Origin of the sequence: Streptomyces sp. NPDC002730 (assembly GCF_042888805.1) — a bacterium.
Classification (GTDB): domain Bacteria; phylum Actinomycetota; class Actinomycetes; order Streptomycetales; family Streptomycetaceae; genus Streptomyces.
Genome location: NZ_JBIAQG010000019.1, coordinates 1 through 24936 on the forward strand (window position 1 = coordinate 1; position 24936 = coordinate 24936).

Genomic DNA, 24936 nt, shown 5'->3' on the forward strand with positions numbered 1-24936 from the left:
TCAAGCGTCGGATCCTGCGCCTGCAACATCGTGCCCATCGCACCATCAGCCACCACCACACGCGTGGCAAGCGCCTCACGGAGGGCGTCGATTCGGGTCCGGCTGTCGGCGGAGGGGGTCGGCAACGAGGCCATGGATGTGCTCCCAGGGATGCGACGGCTGTCGGCTTTGCGTCTTCCGGTGGAAGGCGCACGGAGCCAGAGTAGCCGGGCGGACCGTTGTGGGCGCGGGCGTCCCACGGGGCGGACTCCTTCCTCTTCTCGGGCTCTGCGATGCCTTTTGGTCGTTGAGTACTCCCTCTGCGGTGACCAAGGTCGACATCGAGCGATAGTGTTCGGCATTGTCGAACTGCAGTGGAGAAGGGCCGACCAATGGCGAAGAACATCCAGTCGCTCGAGCGAGCGGCGGCGATGCTGCGACTGCTCGCCGGCGGAGAACGCCGACTGGGCTTGTCCGACATCGCCTCGTCGCTGGATCTGGCCAAGGGCACCGCCCACGGCATTCTGCGCACGCTCCAGGCCGAGGGCTTCGTCGAGCAGGACCCGGCGTCCGGCCGTTACCAGCTGGGGGCGGAGCTCCTGCGGCTCGGCAACAGCTACCTGGACGTACACGAGCTGCGCGCCCGCGCCCTGGTCTGGACGGACGACCTGGCGCGCTCCAGCGGTGAGAGCGTCCACCTCGGAGTGCTGCACCAGCACGGCGTTCTGATCATCCACCACGTCTTCCGGCCGGACGACAGCCGCCAGGTCCTGGAGGTGGGGGCCATGCAGCCGTTGCACTCCACCGCACTCGGGAAGGTGCTCTCGGCGTACGACCCGGTGGCGCACAGCGAAGCGATGGAGGTCGAGCGCAAGGCCTTCACGCCGCGGACCGTCACGGGCCCGGACGACTTCGAGTCGGTGCTCGAGCATGCGCGGGCGCGCGGCTGGGCGGCCGACATGGAAGAGACCTGGGAGGGCGTCGCCTCGGTGGCCGCGCCCATCCACGACCGGCGCCGCATGCCGGTGGGCGCGGTGGCCATCACGGGCGCGGTCGAGCGCGTCTGCAACTCCGACGAGGTGCGGTCCGAGCTGGTCGCGGCGGTACGGGACTGTGCCCGCGCGGTCTCCAGGGATCTGGGCGCCCAGCGCTTCTGAGCGGCATTTCGGCACGGTTTGGCTCTTCGTCGATAACGATCGAGTTTTCGGCCACGGAACCCTTGACGTCGTGTTAACACCAGGGCAAAACTGCCGTGCATCGGTCGGCATTGTCGAACACCTACCGGCAATACGCGCTAGGGTGTGACAACGCCAGGGCCGGCAAACGCCCTCACCTGAGGGCGCGGACCACCGGAGGGACCCGGGGTTCGCTTTCCCTGGACGAAGGACAAAGGAGTCGCGGGTGTCCAACTCCGACATCTTCATCGGCGAGATCATTGGTACCGCCGTACTCATCCTGCTCGGTGGTGGCGTGGTCGCCGCCGTCGTACTCAAGCGCTCGAAGGCGCAGAACGCCGGCTGGCTGGCGATCACCTTCGGGTGGGGATTCGCGGTCATGACCGCGGTCTACATGACGGGCACTCTTTCCGGCGCCCACCTCAACCCTGCGGTCACGGTCGGCATCGCGATCAAGGACGGGGACTGGGGCAATGTCCCGGTCTACCTCGCCGGGCAGCTGCTCGGCGCCATGATCGGTGCCACTCTGGTCTGGATCGCGTACTACGGGCAGTTCCAGGCCCACCTCACGGACCCGGAGATCATCTCCGCGGCGCCGCATGAGGAAGGCCTGGTGAGCGAGGAGGCCGCACCGAAGGCCGGACCGGTACTCGGCGTCTTCTCCACCGGCCCCGAGGTCCGGGTCGTGTGGCAGAACCTGGCCACCGAGATCATCGGCACCACGGTGCTCGTGCTTGCGGTCCTGACCCAGGGCCTCAACGCCAGTGGCAAGGGTCTCGGCGTCATCGGCGCACTGATCACCGCGTTCGTCGTCGTCGGCATCGGCCTCTCGCTCGGCGGACCGACGGGCTACGCCATCAACCCGGCCCGCGACCTGGGCCCGCGCATAGTGCACGCGCTGCTGCCGCTGCCCAACAAGGGCGGCTCGGACTGGGGCTACGCCTGGATCCCGGTCGTCGGCCCGCTGATCGGCGGCGCCCTCGCAGCAGGTATCTACAACCTCGCGTTCGCCTAAGCCGACCCTCTGACCTCGCAGGAGCACTCCGTGACCGATACACACACCACCGGCCCGTTCATCGCGGCCATCGACCAGGGCACCACCTCCAGCCGCTGCATCGTCTTCGACACGGATGGCCGGATCGTCTCGGTCGACCAGAAGGAGCACGAGCAGATCTTCCCGAAGCCGGGCTGGGTGGAGCACAACGCCGCCGAGATCTGGACCAATGTCCAGGAGGTCGTCGACAGCGCGGTCGCGAAGGCGGGCATCACCGCCGCCGACGTCAAGGCCATCGGCATCACCAACCAGCGCGAGACCACCGTCCTCTGGGACAAGAACACCGGTGAGCCGGTGCACAACGCCCTGGTCTGGCAGGACACCCGTACCGACGCTCTCTGCAAGGAGCTCGGCCGCAACGTCGGCCAGGACCGCTTCCGCCGCGAGACGGGCCTGCCCCTGGCCTCGTACTTCGCCGGCCCGAAGATCCGCTGGCTGCTGGACAACGTCGAGGGCCTGCGCGAGCGCGCCGAGCGCGGCGAGATCCTCTTCGGCACCATGGACTCCTGGGTCATCTGGAACCTGACCGGCGGCGTCAACGGCGGCGTGCACGTCACCGACGTCACCAACGCCTCGCGCACCATGCTGATGAACCTGCACACCCTCGACTGGGACGAGAAGATCCTCCAGTCGATGGAGGTCCCGGCCGCGGTGCTGCCGGAGATCCGTTCCTCCGCCGAGGTGTACGGGACCGCCAAGAGCGGCGCCCTCGCCGGTGTGCCGGTCGCCTCGGCGCTCGGTGACCAGCAGGCGGCCCTGTTCGGCCAGACCTGTTTCGCCGAGGGCGAGGCCAAGTCGACGTACGGCACCGGCACCTTCATGCTGATGAACACCGGTCACGAGCCCGTCAACTCGTACAACGGCCTGCTGACGACCGTCGGCTACCGGATCGGCGACCAGGCACCGGTGTACGCCCTTGAGGGTTCCATCGCCGTCACCGGTTCGCTGGTGCAGTGGATGCGCGACCAGATGGGCCTGATCAACTCCGCGGCCGAGATCGAGACGCTGGCCTCCTCCGTCGAGGACAACGGTGGCGCGTACTTCGTACCGGCCTTCTCCGGCCTGTTCGCCCCGTACTGGCGTCCCGACGCCCGCGGTGTGATCGCCGGCCTGACCCGTTATGTCACCAAGGCGCACATCGCCCGCGCCGTTCTCGAGGCCACCGCCTGGCAGACCCGCGAGATCAGTGACGCCATGACCAAGGACTCCGGCGTCGAGCTGACCGCGCTCAAGGTCGACGGCGGCATGACCTCCAACAACCTGCTGATGCAGACCCTCTCGGACTTCCTGGACGCACCGGTGGTGCGTCCGATGGTCGCCGAGACGACCTGCCTCGGCGCTGCCTACGCCGCCGGTCTTGCCGTCGGCTACTGGCCGGACACCGACGCGCTGCGCGCCAACTGGCGCAGGGCCGCCGAGTGGACCCCCCACATGGAAGCGGACCAACGGGACCGCGAGTACAAGAGCTGGCTCAAGGCCGTCGAGCGGACCATGGGCTGGCTCGAAGACGACGCTGACGAGGAGTAAATCAAGATGACCACCCTGCAGAGCGTCCCTGCCCTGGGGACGCACCCGGCCTCCGGCTCCCTTCCGAGCCGCGCCGAGACTCGGGAGCAGCTTTCCAAGGCGACGTACGACCTCCTGGTGATCGGCGGCGGCATCCTGGGCATCTCCACCGCCTGGCATGCGGCGCAGTCCGGGCTGCGGGTGGCTCTGGTGGACGCCGGCGACTTCGCCGGCGCCACCTCCTCCGCCTCCTCCAAGCTTCTCCACGGCGGTCTGCGCTATCTGCAGACCGGCGCGGTGAAGCTGGTCGCGGAGAACCACTTCGAGCGGCGCGCGGTCTCCCGTCAGGTGGCCCCGCACCTGGCCAACCCGCTCACCTTCTATCTGCCGGTCTACAAGGGCGGACCGCACGGCGCGGCGAAGCTCGGGGCGGGCGTCTTCGCCTACTCCGCGCTCTCGGCGTTCGGTGACGGCGTCGGCCATGTCATCAGCGCGAACAAGGCGCAGCGTGATGTTCCCGAGCTGCGCACGGAGGGCCTGAAGGCCGTTGCCGTGTACGGCGACGACCAGATGAACGACTCCCGGATGGCGCTGATGACGGTGCGTGCGGCCGTCGAGTCGGGCGCCACCGTTCTCAACCACGCCGAGGTCACCGGGCTGCGCTTCACCAAGGGCCGGGTCACGGGCGCGGAGCTCAAGGACCGTCTGGACGGTACCGAGTTCGGTGTCACGGCCCGTCTGGTACTCAACGCCACCGGTCCGTGGGTCGACCACCTGCGCCGGATGGAGAACCCGGACGCGGCTCCGTCCATTCGTCTCTCCAAGGGCGCGCACCTGGTGCTCAAGCGGACCTCGCCGTGGAAGGCCGCGCTGGCGACCCCGATCGACAAGTACCGCATCACCTTCGCCCTCCCCTGGGAGGACATGCTGCTGCTCGGTACGACGGACGAGGTGTACGAGGGCGACCCGGCGGATGTCGCGGTCAACGAGAAGGACACCGCGCAGATCCTGGACGAGGCCGCGTTCTCCATCCGGGACCAGCAGCTGTCGCGTGATCTGATCACGTACTCCTTCGCGGGCCTGCGGGTGCTGCCGGGCGGTCCCGGCGACACCTCGAAGGCCAAGCGCGAGACGGTCGTCACCGAGGGCCGCGGCGGCATGCTGTCGGTGGCCGGCGGCAAGTGGACTACCTTCCGCCACATCGGCCGTACGGTGATGAACAAGCTGGCCGCCCTGCCCGGCCAGCCGCTGGCCGAGGACATGGAGCCGATCGCGCATCTGCCGAAGAAGCTCCCGCTGCCCGGGATAGCCAACCCGAACGCGGTCGCCCACCGGCTGCTCGTCGACGGCGGCACGCCGGGCCCGCGGATGGCGGCCGACACGGCCCGTCACCTCGCCACCCACTACGGTTCGCTGTCCTTCGACATCGCGCGCCTGGCCAACGAGAACCCGGCGCTCGCCGAGCGCATCCACCCGGACGCGCCGGAGATCTGGGCGCAGGTCGTGTACGCGCGTGACCACGAGTGGGCCGAGACGGCGGACGATGTGCTGCGTCGCCGTACGACGCTGACGATCCGCGGTCTGGCGACGGACGAGGTCCGCGACAAGGTCGACAAGCTGCTGACCGACAAGGCGTAACAGCACGGCACTTGTGTGGCATGGGTAAGGGGCGGCCTCCCTGGAGGCCGCCCCTTACCCATGCCATACGGACGCCCATGCCATACGGACGCCCATCCCATACGGCCACCCGTGCCATACGTCCGCCACAGTGCCGCAACATCCCGCAGGGACAGTTGAAGCATGAAGTTTCAAGTGCTCTCTCTCATCAATCACGCTCCGCATCCGCTGACACATGAGCAGCTCTCCCCCGCGGACCGGTTCGAGGAGGTCCTCGCGGTCGGCGAGGCGGCCGAGCGGCTCGGCTTCGACGCGTACTCGATCGGTGAGCGTCACGCGGGCGCGTTCCTCTCGTCGAGTCCCACGGCGGTGCTGGGCGCGCTGGCCGCCCGGACCAGCCGGATCAAGCTGCTGACGGGCGTCACCGTGGTCGCGATCCTCGATCCGGTGCGGGTCGCCGAGGACTTCGCGACCCTCGACCAGATCTCACGAGGCCGGATCGAGCTGGTCGTCGGCAAGGGCGCGGAGGCCGGGCACTTCGATCTCTTCGGTCTCGACGAGGCGCGCCAGTGGGACCTCCAGAAGGAGAAGTACGAGCTGCTGCGCAGACTCTGGACCGAGGAAGGCGTGGACTGGGAGGGGGAGTTCCGGCCGCCTCTGCATCAGGTGACCACGGTGCCGCGTCCGTACGCCGGGCCGCCGCGCATCTGGCACGGCTCCGCCACCAGCCTCAACTCCCCGGAGCTGGCCGCCAAGCACGGCGATCCGCTCTTCACCGCCAACGCCATTCAGCCGCGTGAGGCGTACGCGAAGCTGATCGACCACTACCGCGAGCGCTTCGTCGCGTACGGCCATGACCCGGCCCGTGCCCATGTGGCGGCCGGCTCGGGCGGTCTGCTCATCGCGGACACGGCCGAGCAGGCGGTGACGCGCTACAAGGAGGTGTACGAGGCGCGGGTGCGGCAGAACTTCAAGCCGCATCTGGAGGGCAGAGCGGGCTACAACACCCCGTTCCGCACCATCGAGGACGCGATCGCGGACGGGCCGCAGCTGATCGGCAGCCCGCAGCAGATCATCGACAAGATCCTCGGCTACCACCAGGTGTACCGGCACGATCTGCAGTCGATCACGGTGGACGGTTTCGGGCTCGATCGGGCGGAACAGATGGAAACCCTGCATCGATTTTCCGAGGAGATCGCCCCGATCGTGCGGAAGGAGGCTCCGACCACCCTCTGGGACGCATAATGGGTGCCGATACATCGGATGTCTGGAGGTCGCCCATGGCTGTCACCGACGAGGCCATCGAGAAGATCAAGGGAATGATCGTCTCGGGCGCGCTGCGCCCCGGCGACCGCCTCCCCAAGGAGAGCGAACTCGCCGCCGAGCTGGGGCTGTCCCGCAACTCACTGCGGGAGGCGGTACGCGCGCTGTCGCTGATCCGCATCCTGGATGTACGGCAGGGGGACGGCACCTATGTGACCAGCCTGGACCCGCAGTTGCTGCTGGAGGCGCTGAGCTTCGTCGTGGACTTCCACCGGGACGACACGGTGCTGGAGTTCCTGGCCGTACGCCGCATCCTGGAACCGGCCGCCACGGCGATGGCCGCCACCCGGATCAGCGAGAGCGAACTGGACGTACTGAGCGCCCAGCTGGACGCGCTCGGCCCGCAGCCCTCGGTGGAGGAACTGGTCGCCGCCGACCTGGAATTCCACCGCGGCATCGTCCAGACCTCGGGCAATTCGGTGCTCTGCTCACTGCTGGACGGGCTGTCCGGACCGACCACCCGGGCGAGGATCTGGCGCGGGCTGACGCAGGAGGACGCGGTCAGCCGTACGCTCCACGAGCACCGGGCGATCCTGTCGGCGCTCCGCGACCGCGACGCGGAGGCGGCGAAGTCGTGGGCGACGGTGCATATCGCGAGCGTGGAGCAGTGGCTGAGGTCAACGCTGTAGCGGGGGCTCCGCCCCGAACCCTCGCGCCTCAATCGCCGGCGGGGCTTGATCTGCCCGGGGACAAGCCCCGCGCAGCGGCCCCGCCCCCGCCCCGTCAGTCCTGCTTCTCCCCGCTCGCGAAGCGGGAGATCACCAGCGCGACAATGATGATCGCTCCGTTCAGGAACTGGTTCCACAGCGCCGGCACTCCGCCCAGCGTCATCACATTGACGACCAGCTGGAGCGTCAGCACACCGGTCAGCGCGCCGAAGAGCGTGCCGCGGCCGCCCTTGAGGCTGATCCCGCCGATCACGGCCGCGGCGAACACCTGGAAGATCCAGCCGTTGCCCTGGGTGGCCGCGACCGAGCCGTAGTGGCCGGTGTAGAGGATGCCGGCGAAGGCGGCGAGCAGGCCGCCGACGGCCAGCACGATCCAGGTGATCCGGTCGACGCGGATACCGGCCGCCCGCGCCGCCTCCGGGTTGCCGCCGATCGCATACAGCGCGCGCCCGTGGCGCAGATACGCCAGTGCCGCGCCACCGATCGCGAAGAGTGCCAGACAGATCCACACGGCGGCCGGCGCGCCGAGCCAGTCGGTCTTGCCCAAGTACCTGAAGGACTCCGGGACATCGGTGATCGACTTGCCCTCGGTGATACCGATGTGAAGGCCACGCAGCATGGTGAGCATGCCGAGCGTGGCGATGAAGCCGTTGACGCGCAGCTTCAGCATCAGAAAGCCGTTGATCGCGCCGATCGCCGTACCGACCAGCAGACAGAGCGGGATCGCCGTCCAGACCGGCAACAGCTCCAGGCCCGCGAAGCGCCCGCCCTCCGTCGGCAGGACCAGCCACATGGCGATGACCGGCGCGATGCCGATCGTCGACTCCAGCGACAGATCCATCCGGCCGCAGATCAGGATCAGCGCCTGGCCGAGGACCAGCAGGCTGAGCTCGGAAGACTGCTGGACCACGCTGATCAGGTTGTTCGAGGTGAGGAAGACCGGCGAGACAATGAAACCGATCACCATCAGCACCAGAATCACCGGCACCAGCGAGAAGTCGCTCCACCGGATCAGCCGCAGGCTGCTGCGCGGGCTCGCGGTCTTGAGCTCGTCGGCCGTGAGCGGCCGTATCGTCCCGGTCATTCCTGCTCCCCCACACCTTCCATGGCGGCGACCAGTTCGCGGTCGGTCCACCCACTGCCGAACGTCGCGACCACCCGCCCGTGGAAGAGGGCGAGCACCCGGTCACACACCCGCAGATCGTCCAGCTCGTCCGAGACGATCACGGCCGCGCTGCCCTCGTCCGCCACCCGTCGTACGACTGAGAGCAGCGAGTCCTTGGACTTCACATCGACGCCCGCGGTGGGCCGGACCGCCACCAGCGCGCTGGGTCTACGGGCCAGGGCGCGGGCGACCACGACTTTCTGCTGATTGCCGCCCGAGAGGCCGGAGACGGGCTGCTCCGGTCCCTGCGTCTTGATGTCGAGCGAAGAGATCATGGACTGGGCGAACTCCCTTGTACGAGACGGCAGTACGGTCCCCCAGGGGCCGAGCTGGTCGGTGACGGTGAGCGTGGCGTTCTCGGCGACGCTGCGGCCGATGACCAGCCCTTGGAGGTGGCGGTCCTCGGGGATGTAGCCGATACCGGCGTTGAGCGCGTGCGGGACGCTGCCCGGCTTCACGGCCCGGCCGCGTACGGTGATCCGTCCCGCGCTCGCCCTGCGCATACCGACCAGGGTTTCGCCGAGGGCGGTGTTGCCGCTGGCCGCGGCCCCGGCAAGACCCAGCACCTCGCCGGGCCGCACCTCCAGGTCGAGCGGCTCGAACTCGCCCTCCACGGTGAGGCCTTCGGTACGCAGTACCGGCTCCTCGTCCCGGACCGCGCCGACGGGAGCGTGCCACGTCGACGGGACGCCGGTGGACTCGCCCGTCATGGCTGTGACCAGGTCGTCCTTGGAGAGTTCCGCGACCGGGGCGGTGATGACATGGCGGGCGTCGCGGTAGACGGTGACGGCGGTGCACAGTTCGTACACCTCCTGCAGATGGTGGGAGATGAAGAGGAACGCCACTCCCCGGCTCTGCAGTTCACACAGTTTGGTGAAGAGCCGCTGGATTCCGCGGGCGTCGAGCTGCGCGGTCGGTTCGTCGAGGACGATCAGCCGCGCGCCGAAGGACAGGGCGCGGGCGATTTCCACGAACTGGCGCTGCTCGACGGCGAGATCCTTCGCCCTGGTTCTGGGGTCGACGCTCACTCCGTATCCGGCGAGGAGCTCCTCGGCGCGCCGCCGCAGCTGCCGCCAGCTGATGAAGCGGCTACCGGCGTCGAAGCGATTCAGGAAGAGGTTCTCGGCGACGGTCAGATCAGGGACGACCATCGACTTCTGGTAGACGCAGGCGACCTTGGACTGCCAGGCCGCCATGTCCCCGAAGGCCGGCGCCGGCTCGCCGTTGAAGCTCACCTCGCCCGCGTCCGGCCTGTGCAACCCGGTGAGGACGCTGACCAGCGTGGACTTGCCCGCGCCGTTGCGCCCGACGAGCGCGTGCGACTCGCCGGGCGCGACGGTGAGGCGTACACCGTCGAGCGCCACGGTCGGACCGAAGCGCTTGACGATGCCTGCCGCGTGTACGGCGGCTGGTGCCTGGTGCTCCATGACTAGCTCTTCTTCTCCAGCTGGTTGGCCCACAGCTTCGGGTCGTCGACGTTCTCCTTGGTCACCAGTGGCGCGGGCAGCTGGTCCTCGAACCCGTTCGGGATCTTGATGATCATGGACTCATGGTCGGTCGGACCCTCCTTGGGGGTCTTTCCGTCCAGCGCCTGCTTGGCCCAGTACAGCGCGTACTTGGCGTACAGATCGGCGGGCTGGGAGACCGTGGCGTCGATCTTCCCGGCCTTGATGGCGTCGAGCTCCTCCGGGATGCCGTCGTTGGAGATGATCGTGATGTGGCCCGGGGTGCCGGGGGCCTTCAGCAGCTTCTTCTGCTCGAGCAGCGCGAGTGTGGGCTGCAGGAACACACCGCCGGCCTGCATATAGATGCCGTTGATGTCGGGGTGCGCGGCGAGCGTGGACTGGAGCTTGGCGGAGGCGACATCGCCCTTCCAGTCGGTGGCGAGCTCGAAGACCTTGATGCCGGGGAAGTCCTTGGTCATACAGGACTTGAAGGCCTCGGAGCGGTCCCGGCCGTTGATGGAGGACAGGTCGCCCTGGAACTCCACGACCTTGCCCTTGCCTTTCAGCTGCTCGCCGAGATACTTGCAGGCCTTCTCGCCGTACGCGCGATTGTCGGCCCGGACGACCATGTAGACCTTGCCCTTGTCGGGCCTGGTGTCGACGCTGACGACCGGGATCTTCTTCTCCTGAAGGCTCTGCAGCGACTCGGCTATCGCGCCGGTGTCCTGCGGGGCCATGACGACGGCCTTGGCGCCCTGGTCGGTGAAGGTCTGGACGTTGGCGACCAGCTTTCCGATGTCGTTCTGGGAGTTGGTCAGGGACAGCGCGTCGACCTCGCCGTCCTTGACGCCCTTCTCCATGTACTGCTGATAGGAGTTCCAGAAGTCGCTGTCGCTGCGCGGCAGATCGATGCCCACCTTGCCCCCGCCGGACCCGGTGCCCGAGTCACGGTTGCAGCCCGCGAGGGCCGTCACGGCCAGAAGTACTGTGCAGGCCGCGGCACTTGTCGTACGCACTCTCATTGTCCCGTCCTTCGGTGGTGTCGGCTCAGGGCGCTTGGTTCGGGGGACGCAGGCGCAGCCCCTGCATTCCACCGTCGACGGCGAGTGCCGTGCCCGTGACGGCGGCCGCGGCGGGGCCGGCGAGATAAACGATGGCGGCGGCAACTTCGTCCGCCGCGACCAGCCGTCCGGTGGGCTGGCGGGCCTCGAGGGCGGCACGTTCGGCCGCGGGGTCGTCGGCCCGGTCGAGCAGGCGGCCGATCCACGGGGTGTCGGCGGTGCCGGGGTTGACGCAGTTGACGCGGATGCCTTCGCGGACATGGTCGGCGGCCATGGCGAGGGTGAGTGAGAGGACCGCGCCCTTGCTGGCGCTGTACAGGGCGCGCTGGGGCAGTCCTGCGGTGGCTGCGATGGAGCAGGTCTGGGTGATGGAGACATGGCCGGGGCGGTCCGCGGCGGCGCGGCGCAGATGCGGTAGGGCGTGGCGGGCTACCCGCACCATGCCGAGCACATTGATGTCGAGGACGCGCTGCCACTCCTCGTCGGCGTTGTCGGCGACGGTGCCGATGGCGCCGATACCGGCGTTGGAGACGACGGTGTGCAGGGCGCCGAACTCCGCCGCGGCCCTGTCGACGGCCGTGCGGACCGCGGCGTCGTCGGTGACATCGGCCTTGAGGGCGAGGACGCCGTCGGGCGCTCCCGCCGTCTCGCGGTCGAGTACGGCGACCTGGGCGCCGCGGCTGAGCAGCAGTGTCGCTACGGCGGCGCCGATGCCCGAGGCGCCGCCGGTCACCAGCGCGGACAGTCCCTCGAAGTCCCTTGCTCCGCTCATGAGTTGACCTCCTCGATGGTGCGGCGGGCCTGCCAGACGGGCCCCTCGGGATAGCGGTGGGCGGCGATCGACTCGGGGAGCATGCGGGCGGAGAAACCCGGTGCACGTGGTGCGACATAGCGTCCGGAGGCGATCACGGCGGGATCGGTGAAGTGCTCGTGGAGGTGGTCGACGTACTCGATGACCCGGTCCTCCCAGCTGCCGGAGACGGCGACGTAGTCGAACATGGCCAGATGCTGGACGAGCTCGCACAGTCCTACCCCGCCGGCGTGCGGGCAGACGGGGACGCCGTATTTGGCCGCGAGCAGCAGGATCGCGATGTTCTCGTTGACACCGGCGACACGCGCGGCGTCGATCTGGACGAAGTCGACGGCCCCGGCCTGGAGCAGCTGTTTGAAGACGACGCGGTTGGCGGCATGCTCGCCGGTGGCGACCTTGACCGGCTGGCCGGCGCGGACGGCGGCGTGGCCGAGGATGTCGTCGGGGCTGGTCGGCTCCTCGATCCAGTGCGGTTCGTACGGGGCGAGTGCCGTCATCCAGCGCAGGGCATCGGCAACGTCCCAGCGCTGGTTGGCGTCCACGGCGATGCGTACGGACGGGCCGACAGCGGCGCGGGCCAGCTTCATCCGCCGTATGTCGTCGTCGAGGTCCGCGCCGACCTTCAGCTTGATCTGGCCGAAGCCGTCGGCAACCGCTTCCTTGGCCAGCGCCACCAGCTTCTCGTCCGAGTAGCCGAGCCAGCCGGGCGAGGTGGTGTACGCGGGATAGCCGCTCTCCCGCAGGTTCGCGGCCCGCTCGGCCCGGCCGGGTTCCGCGGCCCGCAGGATGGCCAGCGCATCGTCCCGTGTCAGGACATCGGTCAGATAGCGGAAGTCGACGAGCGAGACCAGCTCCTCGGACGACATCGAGGCAAGGAACTCCCACACCGGCCGGCCTGCGCGCTTCGCCGCCAGGTCCCAGGCCGCGTTGACGACCGCGCCGGCCGCCATATGCATCACGCCCTTCTCCGGGCCGAGCCAGCGCAGCTGTGAGTCATGGGTCAGGTCGTGGTGGAGCGCGGCCAGGTCTGCTGCGGTACGGGGCGCCGGGCGCCCGACCACATAGGGACGCAGCGCTTCGATGGCCGCGGCGGTGACATCGTTGCCGCGCCCGATGGTGAAGCAGAAGCCGTGTCCCTCGGCCCCGTCGGTCGCGCGCATCACCACATAGGCGGCGGAGTAGTCGGGATCCGGGTTCATGGCGTCCGAGCCGTCGAGCTGTTCCGAGGTGGGAAAGCGGATGTCGTGGACCTCGAACTCCGTGACGGTCTGACTCATGCACGCACCCCCGTGAGACGAACATCGGAGAACATCGGACCTCTTGGTCATCCGATGTATAGCGCCGTCCACGCGGCAACGTCCAGGGCAGGGACGAAATTTCTCGACACAGCTCGGATGAATCCACTGCCGGACGTCTGGCTCTCCGACGCATGCCCTATCGAGCGGAAGTTCACCCGGCCGTGCAAGGGGGCTGCGGCGAGGTGCCCCGTAAGCCGTAAGGTTGGGGCGTAGACAAGGAACTTCGGAAGGAGGCACTGGGTGATCGAGCTCGAGGGGGTACCCGAGCTGATCGACCCGGTCATGGTGGCCGCGTTCGAGGGCTGGAACGACGCCGGCGACGCCGCCTCCACCGCGGTCGCACACCTGGACCGGGAATGGAAGGGCGAGGTCTTCGCGGCGCTCGACGCCGAGGACTACTACGACTTCCAGGTCAACCGGCCCACGGTGTGGCTGGACGGCGGGGTACGGAAGATCACCTGGCCCACAACCCGGCTCTCCGTGGTCCGCATCGGCGGCGAGAAACCGCGAGACCTGGTGCTGGTCCGCGGCATCGAGCCATCCATGCGCTGGCGCTCGTTCTGCAACGAGATCCTGGGCTTCGCCCATGAGCTGGGCGTCGAGATGGTGGTGATTCTGGGCGCGCTGCTCGGCGACACCCCGCACACCCGGCCGGTGCCGGTCAGCGGGATCACCTCGGACCCGGATCTGGCCAGAACCATGGATCTGGAGGAGACCAGGTACGAGGGGCCGACCGGTATCGTCGGCATTCTCCAGGAGGCGTGCACACATGCGGGGGTACCGGCGGTGAGTCTGTGGGCCGCGGTGCCGCACTATGTGTCGCAGCCACCCAACCCCAAGGCGACGCTGGCGCTGCTGAACCGTCTTGAGGACCTCATCGGCCTCCGTATCCCGCTCGGCGAACTGCCCGAGGACGCACGGGCCTGGCAGCTGGGCGTGGATCAACTGGCCGCCGAGGACAGCGAAGTGGCGGAGTACGTCCAGACGCTGGAGGAGGCACGGGACACCGCGGAGCTTCCCGAGGCTACGGGCGAGGCCATCGCCCGCGAGTTCGAGCGGTATCTGCGGCGGCGCGACGGGGGTCCCGGGCATGCGACCGACGGGGGCGAGGCCAGTTCGTATCTGCGCGACACCTCCAGCGGGCGCACCCGGCCGCCGATGCCACCGCGTGCGGAGGCGGAGACCGAAGCCGGGACCGGGACCGAACCTGGAATCGGATCGGGCACCGAAGCCGAAGCGGAAACCGAGTCGGAATCCGGTGGCGAGGAAGATTCCTCGGAGGACTGAGACATCTGAATGAAGAGCGGGGCGGCGCCGGTGGGCGCCGCCCCGCTCTTTACGTTTACGTCGTGGCTTTACGTCGTGCTCATAGGTCTTGAGGACTCAGACCTGGTCCACCGCGACCGCGTCGTACGTCGTGTCGGGTGTCGGCTCCACATCGAAGCGGGCGTTGGGCAGATAGATCCGGTCGCCCCAGGCCGCCGCCGTCGTGGGAATTCTGAAGCGCTCCGGATCGGTGATGCGCGCGACAGCCGTGCCGCGGGTGCCCGAGTCATTGAGTCGCAGCACATCGATGGCGTTCTGCGCCTGCTGTACGACATAGAGGGTGCGGCCGAGCAGCAACAGGCCGTCGCCATTGGGGAGTCGGGTGTCTCCGATGTCGACTCGCCGCGCGATGCCGGTACGCGGATCGACCCGCATCAGGCCGCCGCCGCCGACCACGGTGTTGACCAACAGCAGGGCACGCCCGTCCGGTGTGCGCTCGATGCCATTGGCCGTGAAAGAGGGCCCCTGCTCCCAGTCGCCGCCCAGCGGGACGGTCGCCACGCTGTCGCCCGGCTCGTCGTGCCGGCCGAGCGGGAGGCGGTAAATCTGCGGTTTGAACGAGTCCGTGAACCAGGCGGCGCCCGGCGTGAGGATCACATCGTTGACCATGGTGCCGTCGGAGCCGACGGTGAAGGTCTTCAGCAGCTTCCCCGAGCGGACCTCGATGACCCGGATCTCCCGGCTCACACCGCCGCAGACGAACAGCAGCCGTTCGCTCCGGTCAATTTTGAGTCCGACCGCGGGGTGGTCCACTCCGAGACCGTGGCTGATGACGCTTCCCCGGCCGGTGGCCAGGCTCGCTCGGTAGATATCGCCGGTGGCTATCGACCCGAAGTAGGCATACGGACTCTGTCCGATGGCGATCCCTTCGGGCTGGAAGCCGTTCGGCAACGGGAAACGGGTGGGGAGGCGTGTACCGGTTAATTCAGCCGCCCGGGCCACGCCTTCCCCTGGGGCAAGGAGTGCCGCGCCGGCCATGGCCGCGGCCGCTCCGAGCACTCCTCGGCGTGCGAAGGAACGGTGCATCGAGTCGTCCTTCCGACAAGTGTTCTACAGACCCATTCACCTCAGCACACGGCAGGCTTCTCCGCAGTCTTTGGCCGAATTGTGGCGTGACATCTTCTTCCAGCCGAATTGCACGGGGTTCCCATTCAGCTTGATTTAAAACGCATTTCGCGTAAGGAGGGTGGACGGGCTGCGGCGGAGGTAGCAGGGTGGCCACCACGCAGACCGAGCACAGACCGAGCACGGACAACGCACAGTCCACGAACGACAAGGAGCACGGCACCCGAAGGGAGCGGTCATAGCGATGACCGATCAGGCACTCCCAGGTCAGGACCCCGGAACTGCGGGCCCTGGACCCGACGGAGCTGGATTCACCTATCAAGGAGCCGAGCCGGAGCTGATCGTCGTCGCACGGGCCGAGGCCCGGCTGCGCGCCGACACCCAAGGCGTACGGTCGGCCTCCGGGGCGGACATCTCCGCACTGAACATGTTCCTGAGCGACGAACAGCTCGCGCTGGAACCGGTGTTCGGCAGTGAGGAGCGGACCCGGTCCGCTCTGCCTCCGCAGCCGGAGGGACCGGCCGGCGGCGGCCGGGGCACGCTGCCGGACCTCTCGCTCTTCTACCGGGTACGGGGCGGCGGGGACCGGACCGAGGAGCTCACCGCCCGGCTGGCCGCCCTCCCCGAGATCGAGACGGCGTACCTCAAGCCCGGCGCCGTACCCGCTCGGACGGCACCCCACGGCGCCACGGCAAAAGCCCGGCCCGAAGAGGCCAAGCGGCTCAAGGAAGGCGCACCCGCGACACCCGACTTCACCGGCCGCCAGGGCTACTTGGCGCCCGCGCCCGAGGGCGTGGACGCGTACTGGGCCTGGCAGCGGCCGGGCGGCTCCGGACAGAACGTCACCGTCGTCGATGTCGAAGGGGCCTGGCAGCTGGGCCATGAGGACCTGGCGGAGAAGCTCGCCGGGATCGTCGTCGGCAATCCGGTCCAGGACATCGCATGGCGCAACCACGGCACGGCGGTCCTCGGCGTCATCGGCGGCGACCGCGACGAGAAGGGGATCACCGGTATCGCTCCCGAGGCGCTGACCGCTGCGGCGTCGTTCCAGGGCATCGGCTCCGCCGCGGCCATCCATGCCGCGGCCGAGCGTCTCACCCCCGGCGACCTCCTCCTGATCGAACTCCACCGGCCGGGACCGCGGTTCGACCACGAGGTCCGCGACGACCAGCGCGGCTACATCGCGCTGGAGTGGTGGCCGGACGACTTCGCCGCGATCCGCTGGGCGACGTCGAAGGGCGTCCTGGTCGTGGAGGCGGCCGGCAACGGCGGCGAGAGCCTGGACGACGCGGTGTACGAGCGCAGGCCGGACGCGTTCCCCGAGTGGTGGCGCAACCCCTTCAACCCGTCGAACCAGCCCTCCGGTGCGGTCCTCGTCGGCGCGGGCGCTCCCCCGCCCGGGACGCACGGCCGCGACCACGGTCCCGACCGCTCGCGGCTGGCGTTCTCCAACTACGGCGCGCGGCTGGACGCCCAGGGCTGGGGCCGCGAGGTCACCACGACCGGCGGCTTCTGGGACCGGGCGGGTGACCTGCAGGGCGGCGCGGAGGAGATCGCCTGGTACACGGACACCTTCTCCGGCACCTCCTCGGCCTCGCCGGTGGTGGTCGGCGCCCTGGCAGCCCTGCAGGGCATCCTCAAGGCCGCGCACCTCGCGCCGATGGGCCCCGTGCAGGCCCGCGAGGTGCTGCGCAGGACCGGTTCGCCGCAGCAGGACGCTCCGGGGCGCCCGGCCTCGCAGCGGATCGGCAACCGCCCCGACATCAAGGCGGCGGTCACCGAGCTGGTGCCGTCGTCGGTCGGCTCGGGACAGGCGGAGCGGTACTGGGACGAACTGATGCCGTACCCGCGTGAACTTCCGCCGCGCCTGAGGCTGTTCGTGGCCGGCGCGTGGCGCAACCTCAACCACCCCGCCCCTGAAGTCCGCCAGGCGGTACATGCCGCCTTCGCGGGGGGCCGGCCGGACGTACGCGTCTGGTACTCGGACGACGAGGTCGTGGGCCTGGTCGTCGCCGGATGAATCGAAAGGGAAGGTGAACATCGCATGAGCACCACCCCGCAGATGAACCCCAGCTCCATGAGTCAGCAGTACGGCCAGCAACAGTACGGGCAGCAGCAGCACGGGCAGCAGCAGCCGTTCGGCCGGCTGCAGGGCGCAAGCACCTCTCCGCCCCCGCAGGGTCAGCAGATGAGCCAGCAGCCGCTCCAGCAGTTGCAGCAGCTCGGCCAGCAGCAGCCCTACCAGCAGCTGCTCCAGCAGCTCGGCCAGCAGAGCCAGCAACAGGGCCAGCAACAGCAGGGCCAGGGCCAGCCGCTGATCCTGCCGAGCGCGATCGACAGCCAGGCCATCACCAGTGGTGTGGCCGAGCACTTCTGGGACGTCGTGACGCCCCTGCCCGGCCAGCCGGTCATCCTGTACCTGTTCATCCAGGGCGCCTGGCGTCAGCTGGTGAACCCGAACCAGATCACGCATGACGAGGTCCAGGAGGCGTTCGCCTTCGGGCAGCAGGTCATCGGGTTCTGGGACACCAACAACGCCAGTGTGCTCGTGGCGATCGTGGTGAACAAGTAGCACGTCCACTCAGAGGGCGCCGGGTGGGCAGCGGCCCGCCCGGCGCCCTTACCTGTGCCTCCGGCTTCAGGCTTCAGGCTTCAGGCGCAGTTGAAACGCGCGGCGCCCCAGTCCCCGTGATCGCCTGTCTTCGACCCGTTGGTGTCGGTGACCTTCAGCCGCACTTGGCGTGCGCCGTCCAGAGCGACATCGACGGGCACGGTCGCCGAGGCCCCGGTCACCTTGGGCGAGGTCCACAGCACCTTTCCGTCCGCCTCGACCGAGAAGGCCACCTCCCCATAGCCGTTGATCTCGTCGTCGATTCCGACATCCGCGGTCAGCGCCGTGCAACGGCCGCCGAGATAGACCTCGATATCGGAGTCGGCGTGGGTGCCGATCCCCTTCTCGTACGTCTTGCCCGCCAGCGTGAGCGGGTGTCCGTCGGCCGCTCCCGACTCGCCGTTGCTGCGGTCACGTTCCGCGGGCCCGTAGCCGTTCGCCGACTTCAGCCACACCAGGTCACTGGCCCAGGCGTCGCCGGCCGGCGGTGGCGGCATCACCCCGACCGCGAACCGCTGTCCGGCGGTACGGTCCACGCCCGCCGACCGGTGGCGTGCCGTCGCGGTCAGCGTCACCTCGCCCGGCTTGGCGTCCGCGGCCGGCACGACGGCCACCTCGACGCGCTTCGTCGTCCCCGCCGGGATCCGGTCCACGACCTGCGCCGGGGTGATCTGCCAGCCCGCCGGCGCGTCCAGCGAGACCTCGACGCCGGTCGCGTCCCGGCCGCCCGCCGTGACATCGACGGCGACCGTGCCCGGCGAACCGGCGCCGAGCTCCTGAGCTGCCGGGACGGAGACAGTCGCGGCCGCGCCCGGAGTCGTACCGCCGACCGCGCTGGTGTCCTCGAGCTTCAGCTCGAAGCCACGGTCGGTGCGCAGCGACGGCGTCTTGACGTGCACCACACCGCCGCGGTCGTCCTGGTCGTACCACCAGCCCTGCGCGGCCTTCGCGTACGCCGCCTTCGAGGTCTGCCGCGGCAGCCTGCGCCCGTTGAGCCCGACCGTGCTCGGCGCGTCCCCGGTGTGCACGCTGAAGGTGTACGGACGGGTGGACTGCCTGCCCGTGAACTCGCCCTTGCTCGCGCCGATCCGGACCGTCACATCGCCCGCTCCGCGCCGTGGCGCCTGGACGTCGGCGCGCTGGGTGGCGTACTTGCCGCTGCGGTGCTGCCGCGTGACGCCGTCGTCCTCGTACAGCGTGAAGGAGGACGTCCCCTGCGGATAGATGTCCCAGGCGAGCGGGGAGGCTGCGGTGCGGTCGGCATACGAGCGGATGCCCGGCCACATCGGGACGGTGGCCCCCGCCTTCACGAACAGCGGCAGCGTGTCGAGCGGCGCGCTGTAGTCGTCGACGGTGACCGGTCCTTGGTAGGTCCGCCCGCTCCAGTAGTCGATCCAGGTCCCCTTCGGCAGGTAGATCCCGTCGCGCTCGACGGCGTCCTGGTAGACGGGCGCGACAAGGAAGTCCGCACCGCTGAGGAACTCGTACTTGGCCGCGTCCGTCGCCGCTTCGGGGTCGTTCGGATACTCCAGCACGAGCGGCCTGGCGAGCCCGACGCCCGTCTTCGTCGCCTCATGTGCGTGGGAGTAGATGTACGGCAGCAGCGACTCATGCAGCTTGAGGTAGCTGCGGTTGACCGAGGTGTACGGCTCTCCGTACCGGAAGGGCTGCTTGTCGTTCGCCGCCCAGCCATCCATGGTCATCGTCACCGGCAGGAACATCTTCCACTGCAGATCACGGGCGTACGTCTTGGGGCTGCCGCCGAAGATTCCGTCCACGTCGCCAGTGGTGTAGGCGAGTCCGGACATGCTCGCGCCCGCGTAGGTCGGGATCTGCCAGCGGATGTACTCCCAGCTCCCGGACTGGTCGCCGGACCACTGAACTCCGCAGCGCTGCGCGCCCGACCAGCTCTCCGGCGCCCAGGTGAAGCCGCGGGCGTCGCTGTTCTCCTCGATGCCCCGGTGGGCGTCCTTGCAGCCGTCCAGCGCGAACTTGTATCCGTCGCCGACCCAGGCGACGTCCAGTTTCGCGACGCGCTGGCCGGCCTTGACCTGGTCGCCGAGCTTGCCGATGCCGTCCTCGGTCCACAGGCCCATCTGCATCTTGCGGTCCTGCAGCCCCTTGGCGGTCTCGGCGAGGTTCTCGTATCCGCACCCGTAGCCGTCGTTGATGAGCATCCACCCGTTGGGCATGTCGTTCTGGACATACCCGTCGGCGACCTTGAGGGAGTCGAGGGTGTGCCGCTCGCCGCGGTTGGCGTTGTGCAGATAGCAGTCGGCGTCGCCGATTTCGAGGCCGTAGACGGGTGGCAGGAAGGGTTTGCCGGTCAGCCGGGTGTACTGGCCGATGACGTCCTTGGTGCTCGGGCCCGCGAAGTAGTAGGCGTCGAAGCGCTGTTCCTTGGCGGTGGTGGTGACCGGCTCGCCGAAGACGTACGTGTTGGGGGCATACGTGTTGCGATAGACGCCGTATCCCGCGGAAGAGAGGTAGAACGGGACGGAGTTGGGGTGTCCGCCGTCGTTCCAGTTGTAGTCGACGCCGACCTCGACGGTCTTGCCACGGTGCGAGGTGTTGCCGCGGCCGTTCTGCATTCCGGCGCCGTAGTACTGCTCCTCGGCGCCGCGGGCGAGGGTCTGTGTGGTCCTGTCCCAATTCCAGGTCAGGCCCTTGGTCTCGGCCCAGAGCGGGGTGCCGTCGGCGCGGTGGAGGGCGAAGCGCAGGGGCGTCTTGTAGGCGCGCAGGGTGACCTTGGAGGTGCTCAGCTCGTAACGGTCGCCCTTGTCGCGCCAGTGGGTGGCGGGCGGCGCGCTCTGCGGCAGGACGATGTCCGTGCCTGTTGGGTCGGTGAAGGCGCCGTCCGGGGCGAGTTCGATACGGAAGGTCTCTGCGGAGACGAAACTGACGCGGGCGGCGGCGTCGCCGGCGGTGAACCGGTATACCGCTCCGTCGTGAGCGAAGCCGGTGATGTCACCGACCGTCGTGTCGGCCGGTTCGGCGTGCGCGCCCGTGACCGATGGCACGAAGGCGGCGAACAGACCGAGCAGAGCGGCAACGACCGCTGATCTGAACCGTGTTGGAGATCTCATGGCGTGTGTGTAGCGCGTTGGCACATACACGACCATGGACTTGTGTCCGGCCGCTCCTGGACTTATCGCACGCCCAGGAGCGGCCGGAGGGGCTTACAGGGCTACGCCGAGGAGGGCGTCGACAGCGCGGGAGACGAGACCGGGCGCGCCCTCGTCCGTACCGCCTTCGGACTGCTGGAGCGCGGCCCAGCGGTCGACGGCGACGAGCGCGGCGGGGGCGTCGAGGTCGTTCGCGAGGGCGTCGCGGATCTCCTCGACGAGGGCGTCGGCGGACGGCCCGTCGGGACGCGAGACGGCCGCGCGCCAGCGCCCGAGCCGCTCCACCGCCTCGTCGAGTACGGCGTCGGTCCACTCCCAGTCGGTCCGGTAGTGGTGCGAGAGGAGCGCCAGCCGGATCGCCGCCGGGTCCACGCCGTCGCGCCTCAGCTTGGAGACGAAGACGAGGTTGCCCTTGGACTTGGACATCTTCTCGCCGTCGAGTGCGACCATGCCCGCGTGAACGTACGCCTTCGCGAAGGGGTACTCACCGGTGAGCGACTGCGCGTGCGAAGCGCCCATCTCGTGGTGCGGGAAGGCGAGATCGGAGCCGCCGCCCTGCACATCGAAGCCCATGCCGAGGTGGTCCAGGGCGATGGCCACGCACTCGATGTGCCAGCCGGGCCGGCCACGGCCGAGGGTGGCACCGTCCCAGCTCGGCTCGCCCTCACGGGCGGCCATCCAGAGCATCGGGTCGAGCGGGTTCTTCTTGCCGGGCCGATCGGGGTCGCCGCCGCGTTCGGCGGAGAGCAGCCGCATCGTTTCGGCGTCGAGGTGGGACACCTCCCCGAAGTGCGGGTCGGCCTCCACGGAGAAGTACACGTCGCCTTCGAGCTCGTAGGCGGCACCGGCGTCCCGGAGCCGCTCGACGAGCGGCACGATGCCCGGTATCGCCTCGACGGCACCGATGTAGTGCTGCGGCGGAAGCATCCGGAGAGCGGTCATGTCCTCGCGGAAGAGCGCGGTCTCCCGCTCGGCGAGCTCGGTCCAGTCGTGCCCGTCGCGGATCGCCCGCTCGAGGAGGGGGTCGTCGACGTCGGTCACGTTCTGGACGTAGTGAACCTGCCGCTTGGTGTCGAGCCACACGCGCTGAACGAGGTCGAACGCGTTGTAGGTCGCCGCATGACCCATGTGGGTCGCGTCGTACGGTGTGATGCCGCAGACGTAGATACGGGCGACGGGACCGGGGTCGAGGGTCACTGGACCATTGGTCGCGGTGGAGTGGATCCGTAGGTCGCGGCCCTTGCCAGGCAGGGCGGGGACCTCAGAAGCGGGCCAGGCATGCATGTCATGAGCCTAACCGGACGGGTGTTCCGCATACGAGTGCGGGTGGCCGCGCTGGGGATCGGCGCCCGGGGTGCCCGGTCTTGTCCTGTGGTCCGCCGCCCCGCGGCGCCACGCTCCGGGGGTGTGGGGGCGTCAGCCCCACGTCTTTCTCCCCCCGGGGGTCCGGGGGCTGCCCCCGGTTTCAAGGAAGAGGCGGGTCAGGGGAACACCCCCCACCTCACACCGGTGGCCACGGAATCGCCGGCCACTCCCCCGACGGCTCCGGATGCCGCCCCGACTCCTTCAGCTCCGTCACCCTCCCCCGCAGCGCCTCCACCTCCGCCGCCGTCAGCAGTTCCGCCAGACGGGTGGCGAGCGGTTCACCCTCGGCCAGGGCCGCCGCCAGCCCCGCCAGTGCCTGCGTCGCCTCCGACGGCAGCCGGTCCCCCGCCCACCCCCACAGCAGCGTCCGCAGCTTGTCCTCCACGTTGAACGTGACCCCGTGGTCGATCGCGTACAGCCCGCCGTCAGCGGTCGGCAGCAGATGCCCGCCCTTGCGGTCACCGTTGTTGATCACCGCGTCCAGCACCGCCAGCCGCCGCAGCCGAACATCGTCCGCGTGGACCAGCAGGGCCGTGCGGCCCTCGCCCACCTCCGCGAAGCCCACCGCCTTCCAGCCCTCGCCCGGCTCCTCGTCCTCGACCAGGGCCAGCAGGGACGCCGAAGGATCCGCCTCGATCCAGAGCTGGACCATGCCCTCGCCGTACGGGCCCTCCCGCAGGACTGTCGTCGGCACCAGGCCCCACCCGGTCGCCTCGGAGAGCTCGTACGCCGCCACCTCGCGCTGTGCCAGCGTCCCGTCCGGGAAGTCCCACAGCGGCCGCTCCCCGGCGACCGGCTTGTAGACGCAGTGGGCCTCTTCGCCCTCGTACGAGACGGAGCAGTACAGCACCGCGTTGGACGCCTCACGGATCCGTCCGCGCACGGTGAGCTCGCCCTTGGTCAGCAGGGTGCGCAGGTCCCCCGAGGTCACGCGCCCCGGCGGTATCCGTTCTGGCGCGGGCATACGTGTCCTTCCGGATCGAGCGGCAGGCTGCACAGCGGGCACGGCGGCCGGCCGGCGTTCACCACGTCCAGCGCGCGTTTGGCGAAGGCCCTGGCCTGCGCTCCGGTCAGCCGGACACGGAGCATCGGCGGACCGTTCTCCTCGTCCTGCAGCAGCCGCTCCTCGGCCTCCGCGAGGTCCTCCTCGGAGTCGGCGTCCAGCTCCACCAGCGCCTGTGCCTCGACGATCATGCGCTGTTCCTCGCCGTCCCAGGCCAGCGCCATCGTGCCGACCCGGAACTCCTCCTCCACAGGCGCGTCGAGCGGCGCGGTGTCCGCGACGTCGGCGGGCGCGACGGCCGGCACCGGCGCATTGCCCCCGGTCCGGCGCACGACCTCGTCCAGCAGCTCGTCGATCCGCTCGGCGAGTGCGGCCACCTGGGTCTTCTCCAGGGCGACGCTGGTGGTGCGCCCCGCTGAGGAAGCCTGCAGGAAGAACGTACGGCGTCCAGGCAGCCCGACCGTACCGGCCACGAAGCGGTCCGGCGGGTCGTAGAGGAACACCTGACGGGACACGTTCTGTCTCCCTTGGGATCGGTCGGTATCGACGACTGTCGTACGACTTCGGACGGCTATCGAGCGGGCATACGGGTTTTCGGCCCGTCCACCCTACTGCGCGCGGCGATCACGGTGCGCCCGCGCCGCCTCCGACGACCGCGGCCCCGCCACCGCCGTTCTCGCGCGGCGCCAGCGAGCCGAAGTCCCCGGTGTCACCGAGGCGCAGAAGAAACGGGCGAGTGCGGGTGTAACGGATCGCCGTCACGGAACACGGCTCCACATGGATCCGCTGGAAAAGATCGAGATGCATACCAAGGGCATCGGCCACCAGGGACTTGATGATGTCTCCGTGCGAGCACATCACATAGGCCGCGTCCTCGCCGTGCGCGGCGTCGATACGCGCGTTCCAGTCGCGTACGGCGTCGACGGCGCGCGCCTGCATGTCCCGCATCGACTCGCCGCCCGGGAATGCCGCCGCGGACGGATGCTGCTGCACGACCTCCATCAGTGGCTCGTCGGCGAGCTCCGCGAGCTTGCGCCCGGACCAGTCGCCGTAGTGGCACTCGCCGATCCGTTCGTCGGTGTGCTGCTCAAGACCTGGCCGGGCGTCCAGCAGCGGTCGCAGGGTCTGCAGGCAGCGCTCCAGCGGGCTGGAGACGGCCGCGGCGAGCGGCACGGCGGCGAGTCGCTCCGGCAGCGCGGATGCCTGCGTCGCACCGCGCTCGTCTAGGGAGACGCCCGGCGTCCAGCCCGCGAGCACCCCCGCGGTGTTGGCGGTGGAGCGTCCGTGGCGTACGAGGATCAGCGTTGCCATGCCCGTCAGCCTAGGCGGCCCGGCGCCC

At 69.3% G+C, this 24936-nt stretch carries 20 protein-coding genes; 9 read left to right on the forward strand and 11 right to left on the reverse strand.

The features are described 5' to 3' along the window. Positions 1-371: 371 nt before the first annotated feature. The 6 genes from ACFYXH_RS37250 (at position 372) to ACFYXH_RS37275 (ending at position 7283) form a co-directional block, all read left to right on the forward strand. Entirely contained in the window at positions 372-1136 is a 765-nt protein-coding gene (locus ACFYXH_RS37250) for an IclR family transcriptional regulator (RefSeq protein WP_389572873.1), read from the forward strand. A 244-nt stretch (positions 1137-1380) separates the two neighbouring features. Continuing rightward, positions 1381-2169 carry an MIP/aquaporin family protein gene (locus ACFYXH_RS37255; RefSeq protein WP_389572876.1) on the forward strand — a complete coding sequence of 263 codons (789 nt, stop codon included), beginning with the start codon at positions 1381-1383 and terminating at the stop codon, positions 2167-2169. 30 nt (positions 2170-2199) lie between these two features. Continuing rightward, positions 2200-3735, forward strand: a complete 1536-nt coding sequence (gene glpK, locus ACFYXH_RS37260) for a glycerol kinase GlpK (RefSeq protein ID WP_389572879.1) — start codon at positions 2200-2202, stop codon at positions 3733-3735. 6 nt (positions 3736-3741) lie between these two features. Next, positions 3742-5352, forward strand: coding sequence for an FAD-dependent oxidoreductase (locus ACFYXH_RS37265; protein ID WP_389572881.1), 1611 nt, complete (start codon positions 3742-3744; stop codon positions 5350-5352). A 162-nt stretch (positions 5353-5514) separates the two neighbouring features. Continuing rightward, the gene (locus tag ACFYXH_RS37270; RefSeq protein WP_389572883.1) at positions 5515-6576 is read left to right on the forward strand and encodes an LLM class flavin-dependent oxidoreductase; all 1062 of its coding nucleotides are present in this window, start codon (positions 5515-5517) and stop codon (positions 6574-6576) included. Between the two features lie 35 nt (positions 6577-6611). Then, positions 6612-7283 (forward strand): FadR/GntR family transcriptional regulator, encoded by a 672-nt coding sequence (locus ACFYXH_RS37275; protein ID WP_389572886.1) that lies wholly within the window; start codon positions 6612-6614, stop codon positions 7281-7283. A 94-nt stretch (positions 7284-7377) separates the two neighbouring features. Here ACFYXH_RS37275 and ACFYXH_RS37280 read toward each other — a convergent pair whose 3' ends face one another. Genes ACFYXH_RS37280 through ACFYXH_RS37300 form a run of 5 tightly spaced genes read right to left on the reverse strand, consistent with a single transcriptional unit; the run spans position 7378 to position 13081 of the window. Continuing rightward, the gene (locus tag ACFYXH_RS37280) at positions 7378-8406 is read right to left on the reverse strand and encodes an ABC transporter permease (protein ID WP_389572889.1); all 1029 of its coding nucleotides are present in this window, start codon (positions 8404-8406) and stop codon (positions 7378-7380) included. Continuing rightward, positions 8403-9914: a sugar ABC transporter ATP-binding protein gene (locus tag ACFYXH_RS37285; RefSeq protein WP_389572891.1), complete on the reverse strand. Its 1512-nt coding sequence runs from the start codon at positions 9912-9914 to the stop codon at positions 8403-8405. Before ACFYXH_RS37285 ends, ACFYXH_RS37280 begins: the two co-directional genes overlap by 4 nt. A 2-nt stretch (positions 9915-9916) precedes the next feature. Beyond that, positions 9917-10954, reverse strand: coding sequence for a sugar ABC transporter substrate-binding protein (locus ACFYXH_RS37290; RefSeq protein WP_389572894.1), 1038 nt, complete (start codon positions 10952-10954; stop codon positions 9917-9919). A 25-nt stretch (positions 10955-10979) separates the two neighbouring features. Next, positions 10980-11765 (reverse strand): SDR family NAD(P)-dependent oxidoreductase, encoded by a 786-nt coding sequence (locus tag ACFYXH_RS37295; RefSeq protein WP_389572897.1) that lies wholly within the window; start codon positions 11763-11765, stop codon positions 10980-10982. Continuing rightward, positions 11762-13081 (reverse strand): enolase C-terminal domain-like protein, encoded by a 1320-nt coding sequence (locus ACFYXH_RS37300; protein ID WP_389572901.1) that lies wholly within the window; start codon positions 13079-13081, stop codon positions 11762-11764. The genes ACFYXH_RS37295 and ACFYXH_RS37300 overlap by 4 nt, the downstream gene beginning before the upstream one ends. A 261-nt stretch (positions 13082-13342) precedes the next feature. Here ACFYXH_RS37300 and ACFYXH_RS37305 point away from each other — a divergent pair, with 261 nt between their 5' ends. Then, the gene (locus ACFYXH_RS37305) at positions 13343-14389 is read left to right on the forward strand and encodes a PAC2 family protein (protein ID WP_389572904.1); all 1047 of its coding nucleotides are present in this window, start codon (positions 13343-13345) and stop codon (positions 14387-14389) included. Between the two features lie 96 nt (positions 14390-14485). Here ACFYXH_RS37305 and ACFYXH_RS37310 read toward each other — a convergent pair whose 3' ends face one another. Then, the gene (locus ACFYXH_RS37310; protein ID WP_389572906.1) at positions 14486-15454 is read right to left on the reverse strand and encodes a superoxide dismutase; all 969 of its coding nucleotides are present in this window, start codon (positions 15452-15454) and stop codon (positions 14486-14488) included. Between the two features lie 283 nt (positions 15455-15737). Here ACFYXH_RS37310 and ACFYXH_RS37315 point away from each other — a divergent pair, with 283 nt between their 5' ends. Both ACFYXH_RS37315 and ACFYXH_RS37320 read left to right on the forward strand, forming a co-directional pair. Beyond that, a complete protein-coding gene (locus tag ACFYXH_RS37315; protein WP_389572909.1) occupies positions 15738-17513 on the forward strand; it encodes a S8 family peptidase in 1776 nt (591 codons plus the stop codon). Positions 17514-17537: 24 nt separating this feature from the next. Next, a complete protein-coding gene (locus ACFYXH_RS37320; protein WP_389572911.1) occupies positions 17538-18065 on the forward strand; it encodes a hypothetical protein in 528 nt (175 codons plus the stop codon). An 80-nt stretch (positions 18066-18145) separates the two neighbouring features. Here the strand turns inward: ACFYXH_RS37320 and ACFYXH_RS37325 are convergent, their stop codons facing one another. The 5 genes from ACFYXH_RS37325 to ACFYXH_RS37345 all read right to left on the reverse strand — a co-directional run bounded on the left by ACFYXH_RS37325 (position 18146) and on the right by ACFYXH_RS37345 (position 24908). Beyond that, a complete protein-coding gene (locus tag ACFYXH_RS37325) occupies positions 18146-21190 on the reverse strand; it encodes an NPCBM/NEW2 domain-containing protein (protein WP_389572913.1) in 3045 nt (1014 codons plus the stop codon). A 93-nt stretch (positions 21191-21283) separates the two neighbouring features. Continuing rightward, a complete protein-coding gene (gene mshC / locus ACFYXH_RS37330; RefSeq protein ID WP_389572916.1) occupies positions 21284-22513 on the reverse strand; it encodes a cysteine--1-D-myo-inosityl 2-amino-2-deoxy-alpha-D-glucopyranoside ligase in 1230 nt (409 codons plus the stop codon). 217 nt (positions 22514-22730) lie between these two features. Beyond that, positions 22731-23558 (reverse strand): SCO1664 family protein, encoded by an 828-nt coding sequence (locus tag ACFYXH_RS37335; protein WP_389572919.1) that lies wholly within the window; start codon positions 23556-23558, stop codon positions 22731-22733. Next, the gene (locus tag ACFYXH_RS37340) at positions 23522-24112 is read right to left on the reverse strand and encodes a DUF3090 domain-containing protein (protein WP_326648776.1); all 591 of its coding nucleotides are present in this window, start codon (positions 24110-24112) and stop codon (positions 23522-23524) included. The genes ACFYXH_RS37335 and ACFYXH_RS37340 overlap by 37 nt, the downstream gene beginning before the upstream one ends. A gap of 109 nt (positions 24113-24221) precedes the next feature. Further along, on the reverse strand, positions 24222-24908 hold the full coding sequence (locus ACFYXH_RS37345; RefSeq protein WP_389572923.1) for a histidine phosphatase family protein: 687 nt from the start codon (positions 24906-24908) through the stop codon (positions 24222-24224). Positions 24909-24936 lie beyond the last annotated feature (28 nt).

What these genes read in the sequence shown, in the direction of transcription:
- ACFYXH_RS37250 (WP_389572873.1), top strand. Translation starts at nt 372, where the DNA reads ATGGCGAAGAACATCCAGTCGCTCGAGCGAGCGGCGGCGATGCTGCGA.
- ACFYXH_RS37265 (WP_389572881.1), top strand. Translation starts at nt 3,742, where the DNA reads ATGACCACCCTGCAGAGCGTCCCTGCCCTGGGGACGCACCCGGCCTCC.
- ACFYXH_RS37270 (WP_389572883.1), top strand. Translation starts at nt 5,515, where the DNA reads ATGAAGTTTCAAGTGCTCTCTCTCATCAATCACGCTCCGCATCCGCTG.
- ACFYXH_RS37275 (WP_389572886.1), top strand. Translation starts at nt 6,612, where the DNA reads ATGGCTGTCACCGACGAGGCCATCGAGAAGATCAAGGGAATGATCGTC.
- ACFYXH_RS37280 (WP_389572889.1), bottom strand. Translation starts at nt 8,406, where the DNA reads ATGACCGGGACGATACGGCCGCTCACGGCCGACGAGCTCAAGACCGCG.
- ACFYXH_RS37285 (WP_389572891.1), bottom strand. Translation starts at nt 9,914, where the DNA reads ATGGAGCACCAGGCACCAGCCGCCGTACACGCGGCAGGCATCGTCAAG.
- ACFYXH_RS37290 (WP_389572894.1), bottom strand. Translation starts at nt 10,954, where the DNA reads ATGAGAGTGCGTACGACAAGTGCCGCGGCCTGCACAGTACTTCTGGCC.
- ACFYXH_RS37295 (WP_389572897.1), bottom strand. Translation starts at nt 11,765, where the DNA reads ATGAGCGGAGCAAGGGACTTCGAGGGACTGTCCGCGCTGGTGACCGGC.
- ACFYXH_RS37300 (WP_389572901.1), bottom strand. Translation starts at nt 13,081, where the DNA reads ATGAGTCAGACCGTCACGGAGTTCGAGGTCCACGACATCCGCTTTCCC.
- ACFYXH_RS37310 (WP_389572906.1), bottom strand. Translation starts at nt 15,454, where the DNA reads ATGCACCGTTCCTTCGCACGCCGAGGAGTGCTCGGAGCGGCCGCGGCC.
- ACFYXH_RS37315 (WP_389572909.1), top strand. Translation starts at nt 15,738, where the DNA reads ATGACCGATCAGGCACTCCCAGGTCAGGACCCCGGAACTGCGGGCCCT.
- ACFYXH_RS37320 (WP_389572911.1), top strand. Translation starts at nt 17,538, where the DNA reads ATGAGCACCACCCCGCAGATGAACCCCAGCTCCATGAGTCAGCAGTAC.
- ACFYXH_RS37325 (WP_389572913.1), bottom strand. Translation starts at nt 21,190, where the DNA reads ATGAGATCTCCAACACGGTTCAGATCAGCGGTCGTTGCCGCTCTGCTC.
- mshC (WP_389572916.1), bottom strand. Translation starts at nt 22,513, where the DNA reads ATGCATGCCTGGCCCGCTTCTGAGGTCCCCGCCCTGCCTGGCAAGGGC.
- ACFYXH_RS37335 (WP_389572919.1), bottom strand. Translation starts at nt 23,558, where the DNA reads ATGCCCGCGCCAGAACGGATACCGCCGGGGCGCGTGACCTCGGGGGAC.
- ACFYXH_RS37345 (WP_389572923.1), bottom strand. Translation starts at nt 24,908, where the DNA reads ATGGCAACGCTGATCCTCGTACGCCACGGACGCTCCACCGCCAACACC.